9 protein-coding genes are annotated in these 11,729 nt (G+C 45.4%); 4 read left to right on the top strand and 5 right to left on the bottom strand.

Annotated features, from left to right (window positions below; translation table 11 throughout):
• Nucleotides 1-363: 363 nt before the first annotated feature.
• The 4 genes from ETF27_RS08400 to ETF27_RS08385 form a co-directional block, all read right to left on the bottom strand.
• Nucleotides 364-909 (bottom strand): RNA methyltransferase, encoded by a 546-nt coding sequence (locus ETF27_RS08400; protein ID WP_147785710.1) that lies wholly within the window; start codon nucleotides 907-909, stop codon nucleotides 364-366.
• A 62-nt stretch (nucleotides 910-971) separates the two neighbouring features.
• On the bottom strand, nucleotides 972-1,388 hold the full coding sequence (locus tag ETF27_RS08395) for a SufE family protein (RefSeq protein WP_147785709.1): 417 nt from the start codon (nucleotides 1,386-1,388) through the stop codon (nucleotides 972-974).
• A gap of 16 nt (nucleotides 1,389-1,404) precedes the next feature.
• Complete coding sequence (locus ETF27_RS08390) at nucleotides 1,405-1,869, bottom strand: DoxX family protein (RefSeq protein WP_130830586.1); 465 nt, start codon at nucleotides 1,867-1,869, stop codon at nucleotides 1,405-1,407.
• Between the two features lie 22 nt (nucleotides 1,870-1,891).
• Nucleotides 1,892-3,142 carry a peptidase U32 family protein gene (locus tag ETF27_RS08385; protein ID WP_147785711.1) on the bottom strand — a complete coding sequence of 417 codons (1,251 nt, stop codon included), beginning with the start codon at nucleotides 3,140-3,142 and terminating at the stop codon, nucleotides 1,892-1,894.
• Nucleotides 3,143-3,240: 98 nt separating this feature from the next.
• Here ETF27_RS08385 and ETF27_RS08380 point away from each other — a divergent pair, with 98 nt between their 5' ends.
• Entirely contained in the window at nucleotides 3,241-4,284 is a 1,044-nt protein-coding gene (locus ETF27_RS08380; RefSeq protein WP_130830588.1) for a C1 family peptidase, read from the top strand.
• An 89-nt stretch (nucleotides 4,285-4,373) separates the two neighbouring features.
• Here ETF27_RS08380 and pncB read toward each other — a convergent pair whose 3' ends face one another.
• A complete protein-coding gene (pncB, locus tag ETF27_RS08375; RefSeq protein ID WP_130830589.1) occupies nucleotides 4,374-5,594 on the bottom strand; it encodes a nicotinate phosphoribosyltransferase in 1,221 nt (406 codons plus the stop codon).
• Between the two features lie 127 nt (nucleotides 5,595-5,721).
• Between pncB and cysS the strand changes: the two genes are divergently transcribed.
• From cysS to htpG, 3 genes are all read left to right on the top strand, one after another.
• Complete coding sequence (gene cysS / locus ETF27_RS08370) at nucleotides 5,722-7,209, top strand: cysteine--tRNA ligase (RefSeq protein ID WP_130830590.1); 1,488 nt, start codon at nucleotides 5,722-5,724, stop codon at nucleotides 7,207-7,209.
• Nucleotides 7,210-7,983: 774 nt separating this feature from the next.
• Entirely contained in the window at nucleotides 7,984-9,285 is a 1,302-nt protein-coding gene (locus tag ETF27_RS08365) for a UDP-N-acetylmuramoyl-tripeptide--D-alanyl-D-alanine ligase (RefSeq protein ID WP_130830591.1), read from the top strand.
• Nucleotides 9,286-9,579: 294 nt separating this feature from the next.
• On the top strand, nucleotides 9,580-11,634 hold the full coding sequence (gene htpG, locus ETF27_RS08355; protein WP_130830593.1) for a molecular chaperone HtpG: 2,055 nt from the start codon (nucleotides 9,580-9,582) through the stop codon (nucleotides 11,632-11,634).
• Nucleotides 11,635-11,729 lie beyond the last annotated feature (95 nt).

The following is an 11,729-nucleotide window of genomic DNA, read 5'->3' as shown; positions in this document are numbered from 1 at the left end:
TTCAGCCATTTGAACATCGAACCACTAGACACATTCCACTTACGCAATATAGACGCTTGATAAGAACCGCTAGAATAATAATCAATTAACACTTGCAGCTTGAACGAATACGAAAATTCGCGCGGGGTTTTACGTTTTGTCATAATTTCTTACTTTTTTTATAGTCAGAATTGTGACAAGCTAAATCCGTATAAGACATTTTGATTTTTAAAATCTATCGTACTGATTTACTGCAAGTTATCCGTCTTTTTCCAATTTCACATCTGTAAACTTTTCTTACCCTTTCGAATGGTCATTCCCACATAGCGGATAAGGAAGATTCTTCCGCCTCGCCAAAGGTAGTCCGTCCTCACCGGCATCGCTTCATCTGCCCTCACGCGGCAGCAATTGCCGGGTAAATTCCCAAAGAACGATACCTGCCGTAACACTCACGTTGAGCGAATGTTTCGTACCGAATTGCGGTATTTCCAAACAGCCATCACTTTCGTCCACTATCTCCTGCTTCACCCCTTTCACTTCATTCCCCAACACCACGGCATAATGGCGGTTTGAATGTTCGACATGCAAGCGATGAAGTTTTGTTGAGCCTTCCACCTGCTCCACGCTGTAAACGAAATAATTGCGAGAGTGGAGTTCGTGCAGGGCATCCGCCGTATTCGCGAAATACTTCCAATCCACGGAGTCTTCCGCTCCCAAAGCTGTCTTGTGGATTTCCACACTTGGCGGTGTTGCCGTAATTCCACAAAGATAAACCGCCTCCACACGAAAAGCATCGCAAGAACGGAACACGCTGCCCACATTGTAGAGCGACCGCACATCGTCGAGCACGACGACAAGGGGCAGTTTCTTCGCTACCTTGAACTCACCCGGGGACAACCGTTTCATCTCTATGGCACGCAGTTTTCTCATCGGTGTAAATTACAATCTAAACAGCCCGTTTCGCAAGTAAAAAGAATTCATCTCCCGAAGACTTATTTCATGGAATAAGCAATGGCATACGACTTGATTTGTTTCACCATGGAGAGCAAACCGTTGCTACGTGTCGGACTAAGATGCTGGCGCAGCCCAATCTTCTCGATGAAATAAAGGTCGGCATCCATGATTTCCTTTGGGGTATGCCCGCTGATGACGCGAATGAGCAAAGCGATTATGCCCTTTGTTATGAGCGCATCGGAGTCAGCAGTGAACACCAACTTGTCGTCCACCTTGTCGCATTGCAGCCACACTCTGCTCTGACAACCATCAATAAGGTTTTGCTCATTCTTATATTGAGTTCCCAAAGGCTTTAATTCGTTTCCCAAATCAATGAGCATTTGGTATTTATCCATCCAGTCGGTAAACTCCGAGAACTCCTCTATTACCTCATCTTGCAATTCGTTTATCGTCATTTTCTTCTTCGTTTGTTTAACCTATCATTTGTATTCTTCTGCTGTCCCTGCGCCTGCGCCTGAACAAATTGTCCATCTCCATCAGTCCGTTTCCACACGCCGGTATCGCGAAAGCCGCGGCTGAAATCGAGAATACGGAATAGTCCATCGGAGCTTTGATGCCTATTGATGTTGCCATTGCCAACGCAAAAGTGAGAAGCAACAAACCGGAGAGTGGAGCAATCCACTTTAGTTTCAATCCCAAGAGAAGGAAAAGAGAGCAGAAAACTTCTAGTCCGGTGGCTGTCCAACCCAATATGGCGATGTAATCAGCCGGGACATAGGGAAGTAATGTTTGCGTATAAGCCAAAAACTTGTCGGGGTCTCCCCACATACATACTTCCTTTGCCCATAATCCAAAGCGGTCGGCAACTGCCGAAAGCATAGAAGTGGCAACGGAGAGTCTTAAAAACAATTTGGCAATCTGTCGTAGTTCCATCATAGATATATAGATTTTCAGTTCTTTATTCTTCCATTCCGGTCTTCACGAACTTATAGACCTTGTCGTTCGGGCGCACCTTATCGGGAACGGGTACCGACACACGCCAACCTTTCTCGGCTCTCTCAACGGGTTTCAACTCGTAACGTATCTCCTCGGCATTGAACTTCATCACGCCGGTGGTCGGTCCGGTGATAAGCATCTTCTCACCACGCACAATCTCTGCCGCCTCGACAGCGAGTTCCGCAACGCCCAACTTGGAGAAATACTTAATGACCTTGCCCACGAGCATTTTCTTTTCCGTAGCCTTGTTGCCGTATATCTTTGTCCATTCGCCCATCGTCTGTCCCTGATAATATCCATCCCAAAAGCCGCGATTGAACACCGTTTCGAGTCGTTGGTCCCATGCGTCTTTCTTCTCTTCTGTGAAAGTGCCGTCGAGAACGCTCCGGATAGCTTCTTTATAACAAGTAACCACCTCATAAACATACTCAGGTCCGCGCGCGCGCCCTTCTATTTTGAATACCCTTACACCGGCATCCATCATCTTGTCAATGAACCGAACCGTCTTCAGGTCTTTGGGACTCATGATGTATTTATTGTCTATCTCCAGCTGATTGCCGGTCTCGTTGTCCGTAACCGTATAGGAACGGCGGCAAATCTGTACACACTCACCCCGATTGGCAGAACGATTGGCGGCATGAAGACTCATGTAACACTTGCCCGAAACAGCCATACAGAATGCTCCATGGCAGAACATTTCAATGCGAATCGGTTTGCCATGAGGGCCGCAAATGTCTTGTTCCCTTATTTGTCGGTAGATTTCTGCCACCTGTTTCATGTTGAGTTCGCGTGCCAAGACTGCAACATCGGCAAACCGAGCGTAAAACTTCAGTGCCTCAATGTTTGAGATGTTAAGTTGTGTTGATAAGTGAACTTCCATGCCCACCTGCCCACAATAGGTCATCACCGCCACGTCGCTCGCTATCACCGCCGTTATCTCAGCCTCTTTCGCCGCGTCAATGATTTCCCGCATTGCAACGAGGTCTTCATCATAGATTACCGTATTCACGGTAAGATAGGTCTTAATGCCACGCGAATTGCACATATCGGCTATTTCTTTCAGGTCGGCTATGGTGAAATGGTTTGCCGAATGCGAGCGCATATTCAACTGCCCGATACCAAAGTATATAGATCCCGCACCTGCTTGGATGGCTGCCGCGAGACTTTCTCGCGAGCCAACGGGTGCCATGATTTCATATTCCTGTATATCCATTGTCATTGTTTACTTTGCAAAGGTAAGTAAAATATCTTAGAATTTCTCATTTTCAAATTATCGGATTATTACTATTTTCAGTATCTTTGCAAATGAATATGAAAAGAATAGCTTTCCTTCTCCTCATCATAATGCTGTTCACAGGATGTGAAAAGCAGAAGAACGACTTTGCCGGTCCAAGGCGGTTTACCAACGACATCCGCTTGAACACCACGCCCGTAAAGAGTCAAGGCAGGAGTTCGCTTTGCTGGGTATATGCCATGTTGGCAACCATTGAAACGGAACACATCATGCGAGGCGACTCCGTACATCTCAGCGTGGATTATGCCGCGCGAACATATCTGACGGAACAAGTAAGAGAGAAATTATTTTCAAGAAAGAACCGAATGCCATTCTGCCTGCAAAGCAACAACTTCACCACACGGGGCATGGCAGGTATGCTGATAGATTTAATTCAAAATTACGGACTTCAACACTTCGACGCTTACCACCGGAAAACTCAAACCAATTATAACAAACTCGTTCGCAAGTTGGAACAAGCCATTCACTCCCCACTTTCATCCAATCCGGAGATACAGATGAGCCTCATCAATGAACTCATGGACAACGAGATAGGCTATGCACCGAAACAAGTGTTCATGTATGGAGCTGTTTATACTCCACAGGAATTTGCCCGAAGTGTGTGTCGTGATGACGAATACACGGCTTTGACCAGCTTCACCCATCATCCTTTCAACGAGCGTTTCCCATTGGAAGTGCCCGACAACTACTTCCATGACACATTCCTCAATGTGCCACTCGACACCATGATGCAACGAATAGAACGCAGTCTGTATGGCGGTCATCCCGTTTGTTGGGAAGGCGATGTTTCGGAAAGGGGCTTCTCGTTCGGCAGGGGCTTTGCCGTGCTCGACGATGAGAGTGGGAAAGTAACACAGGAGCAACGCCAAGAAGCGTTCGAACGACACAAGACAACCGATGACCACTGCATGGAAATCATTGGATTGGCACACGATGAAGCGGGCAATAAATATTTTTTGTGCAAGAATAGTTGGGGGACAAACAACCCCTATCGGGGCTTTATGTACCTCAGTGCCAACTACGTGCGATTAAAGACCATTGCCGTTTACATTCCCCGGTGAAGTCGTCAGAGACAGTTACTGCAAACGCAAGACGCAAATTCTTTTCAACGACTTCTCTGTTCTTTTCAACGAATCGACTTTTGTCGCGCTTATTCCAATAGTTTCATCAGGTAAGCACACTTCTCCGGATTGCCCAATGTCTTTCCCTTGTCGCATGACAGCTTCACACAGTCGTGCCATTCCCTATTTTGCGTTATGCGCATTCGTGTCAGTTTCACGACAATGTTCATGGGTTCTGCCCCCTCCACGTCGCAAGTAAGGAACGTCCCCACACCATAGCTGTCCTTTACTCTCCCATTCACATACCGATGAATTTCCATGGCGCGATCAATGTCCAAGCCATTGCTGAACACTACTTGCTTAGTGGCAGGATCGATGCCCAGCGATTTGTATTTCCCTATAATCTTTTCCAATTGCTCTTCTTCCACGCCGCTGTCCACACGCAAGCCGGTGAACATCATTGCCATGCGTTTTGACAAGTTGCTGAAAAACACTTTGTCGCCGAAACAATCGTAAAGATAGATGCCGTTGTCGCCATCATATACGTCGCTAAACTTCTTCATCACGTTGAAGTTACATTCAAAGATACCGCTGACATTCTCTTCAAATTCAATGATTTGATGACTCATGGTTCCAATGGCGGTAAGGTCGTATTTCATGGCGAGATACACGTTACTTGTTCCGGTGAATTTACCGGTCCACGGATGAAATCCATCGGCATCCCGGTATCCGCCTTCCGCCGAGATTTCAGCCATTGTGCGAACCACCATGTTCTGATGGTCGAACGAAAGCCTGCGACGTGTACCCATATCGCCCAGCGCAAGTCCGCCGGAAAGGAACTTTCTCGTTTTCTCCGCGCAACGTTCTCGTTCCCGCATGGGGTCGTAAGTCGCCATTTCGCCTCGCAGGTTGTGCATCAGTTCGGAAATAATGCTTAGGATGGGCATTTCCCACATGATGGCAGAATACCACATTCCGCGAACGGAAATATCCAGATGACCTTCTTCATCCTGCGTTACGCTAACCTCGTGTGGATTAAAACGATACCCCCGCAAGAACGTGAAGTACCATTCGGGCAGAAAATACATCTTGCGAGCCATGAATTCCACTTCTTCTTCCGTGATGACAACTTGTGGCATATAGCCCAACTGCTCGTTCAACTGTTCGGCAAAGCCCTCAGGATAAACCGTCTGATTACGGTCGAAAAAGGTATATTCCACTTCGGAACGCGGATAAGTCTGAAGCACGTAGTACTGACAACTGAACGTATAGGCATCGTTATCGGTAAAATGCTGAATGATTTGTTGCATAAGCCTGATTTTCTCTCATGGTTGAGATAGATGAATGATGCAAAGTTAATAATTTTTAGATAGATAAGTGGCTGGACTTACATTTATTTTGTAATTTTGCAGCTAAAAGAAACAAATACAATTTATCATGCAGAATTTAGTGATTTACAATACGCTGCACCGACAGAAGGAACGCTTTCTGCCAATTGCGGCACCCAACGTGGGAATGTACGTCTGCGGACCCACTGTTTACGGCGACCCACACTTGGGTCATGCACGTCCGGCCATAACTTTCGACCTACTGTTCCGCTATCTCAGGCACATCGGTTATAAGGTGCGCTACGTCAGAAACATCACGGATGTGGGTCATTTGGAACACGATGCCGATGAAGGCGATGACAAGATTGAGAAGAAAGCACGATTGGAACAGCTTGAACCAATGGAGGTGGCACAGTATTACACCAATCGTTACCACGACGCCATGCGCATGCTCAACGTGCTTCCGCCCTCCATAGAGCCACACGCCACGGGACACATCATCGAACAGGAGGAGCTCGTTCAGGAAATCTTGAAGAACGGATATGCCTACGAGAGCAACGGAAGCATCTATTTCGATGTGAAGAAATACGACAAAGACCATCGTTACGGGGTGCTATCCGGCAGAAACCTCACCGACATGATTAACAATTCCAGAGAGTTGGCAGGTGTAAGCGAGAAGAAGAACCAAGCAGACTTTGCCCTTTGGAAACGTGCCATGCCGGAACACATCATGCGATGGCCGTCGCCATGGAGCGAAGGCTTCCCCGGTTGGCATTGCGAATGTACGGCAATGGGACGCAAATACTTAGGCAAACATTTCGACATCCACGGCGGTGGCATGGATTTGGTGTTCCCTCACCACGAATGCGAAATAGCCCAAGTAGTGGCTTCACAGGGTGATGAGATGGTAAAATATTGGATGCACAACAACATGATTACCATCAACGGAAAGAAAATGGGAAAATCGCTCGGCAACTTCATTACGTTGGAAGAGTTCTTCACCGGAAACCACAAGACATTGGAACAGGCTTACACACCGATGACCATACGATTCTTCATCCTGTCGGCTCACTATCGCGGAACGGTGGACTTCTCCAACAAGGCTTTACAAGCTGCACAGAAAGGTTACGAACGGCTAATGAACGGAATAGACGACTTGAAACGCATTCAAACCTCAGCCGATTCGGATGCCGACACAAAGAAATTTGTCGGTGGGTTGCGACAGAGGTGCTACGATGCCATGAACGATGACCTCATGTCGCCTGCCGTCATCTCCGCACTCTTCGAGGCTTGCCACACAATCAATCTCATCGCAGACCACAAGGCAAGCATCGCCGAAGATGACCTAAGGGAACTTTCCGAGGTAATGCGCCTCTTCGCGTTCGATATTCTTGGACTGATGAACGAAAAAGAAACCGACAACAGCGCAAGAGAGGAGGCATACGGCAAGGTGGTGGACATGGTTCTCGACCTACGCGCCAAAGCAAAAGCAGAAAAAAACTGGGCAGTCAGCGACCAAATCCGCGATGCACTTGCCGATGCGGGCTTCCAAGTGAAAGACACGAAAGACGGCGTTACGTGGAAATTAGACCGGTAACAGCCTCCTAAAGAAATGGGAATCCCACACAAGGAAAGGGAACTCCACAGCAAAAAATGGAGATTTCACGACCTCACCACACATCCAACAACAAGAGTCGGTAACCCGAACGGAATACCGGCTCTTGTTGTGTTTCCGAAACACAATCTGCTGCCGGCTATTTGTTTGTGAAATAGCATTATCCCAAATTGGTCATTAGAAACCGCATGGGTGCTTTTTCCCAACGAACGGTCATTAGAAACATTCAATTACAGATGGTTGTTATTCGGCAATTTACCAACTAAAAGCCATTCGCCATGAACTCATATCAGCACCTGCCCGTCCGGGCAAGACAAAAGGCAAGCAGCTGTTTTAGTTTTTGGGGACATTGACAACGCAAAAATCCTTTCCCACAATATGGGAAAAGGTCAATAATGTCCTAAAATTTCTTCATTCATCTGTCAAAAGCTTACCTTTTGCCCTTCAAAAGGTAAGCTTTTGCAATGCAAAAGGTCATGTATCGGAGTGCAAAAGCTAAGCTTTTAAATTTCGATTAATACCACCTTGATTATCAATGTGTTACAAAGCATGATTTTGATACTGATTTTGTCATGTTTTTTCGTGGTGATGATCAGGTCGGATGTGTGAAAGACAAACTTTCAGAAGCGCACAACATAAAGGAAGGAACCTGAGGGGGTGGGACAAATTAACGCCGTGAGGAGAAATAATCACAGAACTTCTTTTGAAGTCTCTGCGATTTACCGTACCTTTGCATCACCACAAACATCGGAAATCATGGACATTCAAGAACTATACAAGTTGTACGAAAAACATCCGGTCATCACCACCGACAGCCGCGACTGTCCGAAAGGAAGCATATTCATTGCACTGAAAGGGGCGAATTTCGACGGAAACAAATTCGCAAAAGCGGCACTGGAGAAAGGGTGCAGCCATGCCGTTATCGACGAAGAGGGGTATGCCGAGCCGGGCAACGACAGATACATTCTCGTTGCCAACACACTCACCACCTATAAAGAGTTGGCACGCGAACACAGACGACAGTTCCACATACCCGTCATTGGCATCACCGGAACCAACGGAAAGACAACTTCCAAGGAACTCATATCGGCAGTCTTGGCAGAAAAATTCAACGTGTGGCACACGGAAGGCAACTTCAACAACGATGTGGGGGTGCCACGCACACTCTTGGGACTGAACGACAAACACGACATTGCCGTGATAGAGATGGGAGCTTCGCACGAGGGAGACATAGAGAAACTCGTTACCTACGTGGAACCCACTTGCGGACTCATCACGAACGTGGGGAGGGCGCACCTTGAAGGATTTGGAAGTTTCGAAGGGGTGAAGCGGACAAAAGGCGAGCTTTACGACTATCTGAAAGCCAACAACTGCCTGCTCTTCCTCAATGAGAGCAATGCCGACCTGACAAAGATGGCGGACGAAAGACAATTCAACCGCATCATGACTTACGGTTATGACGAAACGGCAAATGTAAGAGGAGAATTGATGGACTGTGCGCCCTTCCTGTGCTTCAGATGGCAAGAGCCGGGAGGTGAGTGGAAAGAGGTACGCACGCACCTCATCGGGACTTACAACCTTGACAACATGCTGGCTGCCATTGCCATCGGACTGCATTTCGGCATAGATGCGCAACGAATTTGCCACGCGTTGGAGACATACACGCCAAAAAACAACCGGTCGCAACTCATGGAAACCAAACACAACAAGCTGATTGTGGATGCCTATAACGCCAATCCATCGAGTATGGCGGCTGCCATAGAGAATTTCCGACTGATGGACGTGGGAAACAAAATGGCTATTCTCGGCGATATGCGCGAGCTGGGAGAGGTAAGCGAAGAGGAACACCAAAAAGTGGTGGACCGCATCTGTGTTGCCGGCATTGAGGAGGTGTGGTTGGTGGGCGAGAACTTCTTGAAAACCAAGACCGAATTCCGAAAGTTTAAGGATGTGGAAGCGGTGAAAAAGGAGATTGAAAGGCTGGTACCCGAAGGGAAATACATCTTGATAAAAGGCAGCAACGGTACAAGACTTTTCGAACTTCCCGCACTACTGTAGGGAATTAGCCGAAATTTCCCCCATGTAAAGGCATAAATAATATATATCACACTGATAAATAATTAGTTAGGAACTAACAGAATATTTCTGAATTAAACTTGAAACATGAACCATTCGGGAAAATAAAAATTTGTAGGACACAAAGTCCATAATCGAAATGCAGAAACAGCAAAGACAAGGGGATTGGACGAAATAAAGAGTGAAACTTGGGTTAGATGGTTTTCTTTTGTGGGTATTGGCACAGAATTTGTATAGTTATAGACAAAAAATATTATTAAAAAACAAAGATAAACTATGCAAAAAGGTAAAATTGGCGTAACAACAGAAAACATCTTTCCTGTTATCAAGAAATTTCTTTATTCAGATCATGAAATCTTTCTGCGTGAACTCGTTTCAAATGCCGTTGATGCAACTCGAAAACTAAAGACACTTGCTATCACCGGAGATTTCAAAGACAAGACAGATCATCTGAAAATTAGCATAATCGTCGATGAAAAGGAGGGCACACTCACCGTTCGCGACAATGGTATCGGTATGGATGCCGAAGAAATAGATAAATATATTAATCAGATTGCTTTCTCAGGCGTAACGGACTTTCTTGATAAATATAAGGACAAGGCTGAAGCTATTATTGGTCATTTCGGACTTGGCTTTTACTCGGCTTTCATGGTCTCAAAGAAAGTAGAAATACTCACAAAGAGTTATAAGGAAGACGCAAAAGCTGTAAAATGGAGCTGCGACGGCAGTCCGGAGTTTTCGTTGGAAGAAACGAATAAAGAAGAACGAGGAACAGACATCATCCTTCATATTGATGATGACTGCAAAGAGTTTCTACAAAAACAAAAAATAGAAAGTCTGCTGAACAAATATTGCAAATTCATGACCGTGCCTATCGTGTTTGGCAAGAAAACGGAATGGAAGGATGGCAAAAACGTTGAAACTGATGAAGATAACATTATAAATAATGTAGAGCCTCTATGGACCAAAACGCCATCAAACATTAAAGACGAAGACTACAAAAGCTTTTATCGCACATTGTTCCCAATGAACGATGAGCCATTGTTCTGGATTCATCTCAACGTGGACTATCCGTTCAATTTAACCGGTATTTTATACTTCCCCCGCGTTAAAAACAACATCGAATTGCAACGTAACAAGATAAAACTCTTTTCCAATCAAGTATTTGTTACCGATCAGGTGGAAGGTATCGTACCGGAATTTCTCACTCTGCTGCATGGGGTGATCGATTCGCCGGACATCCCCTTAAACGTGAGTCGCAGCTATTTACAAAGCGATGCCAACGTAAAGAAAATTTCTTCTTACATAACGAAGAAAGTATCAGACCGCCTCAACAGTATCTTCAAGGAAAATAGAAAAGAATACGAAGAGAAATGGAACGACTTGAAACTCTTTGTGAACTATGGTATGTTGTCGGAAAACGATTTCTATGACCGTGCCAAAGACTTTTCGCTCTTCACAGATGTCGATGGCAAGCATTTTACCTTTGAAGAATACAAGAGCCTCATCAAAGATAACCAGAAAGACAAAGACGATACGCTCATCTATCTTTACTCGACAGAGAAAGAGGAGCAATTCTCTTACATAGAAGCAGCAAAAGAAAAAGGCTATTCGGTTATCATTGCTGACGGACAACTTGATGTACCTACTTTTTCCATGCTCGAGCAAAAATTCGAGAAATCGCGTTTTGTCCGAGTAGATTCTGATGTGATAGACAGAATTATCGCCAAAGAAGACACCCCCAAACAAACCTTAAACGAAAATCAACGCGATTTGCTGGTAGAGACTTTCCAAACACAGATGCCTAACATGAAGAAAACAGAGTTTATGGTTGATGTACAAGCATTGGGAGAACAGGCACAACCGCTTGTCATTACCCAAAATGAATATATGCGCAGAATGAAAGAGATGAGCAAATTCCAACAAGGAATGGCTTTCTATGCTCAGATGCCCGATAACTATACACTTGTTTTGAACTCGGACCATTCACTCGTTAAAAAGATTTTGGAAGAAAGCGACAAGAACACAAACGACAACCTCAAACCGATAATCGGTGAGATAAAAGGTTTGCAAGCACGATTGGCAGTACTTCGACAAGAACAAGGGAAGAAGAAGCCGGAAGAAATAACAAACGAGGAAAAAGAAGACCTCAAGAAAACGGAAAGCTCCATCGCACAGAAAAAAGATGAAAAGAGAACGATAATCTCTAACTATGCCAAAGAAAACGAATCGATTCACCAACTTATAGATCTTGCCCTATTGCAAAATGGCATGCTGAAAGGGGCTGCGCTGGATAAGTTCATCAAACGCTCAGTAAGTTTGATAAAATAATAAACAGAACTATCAACAGCTCAATAAGTTTGATAAACTAATAAACAGAACTATCAACAGCTCAGTAAGTTTGATAAACTAATAAACAGAACTAT

It is taken from the genome of Prevotella brunnea, from assembly GCF_008016795.1.
Lineage (GTDB): Bacteria > Bacteroidota > Bacteroidia > Bacteroidales > Bacteroidaceae > Prevotella > Prevotella brunnea.
This window is presented reverse-complemented; position numbering and strand designations above follow the sequence as displayed.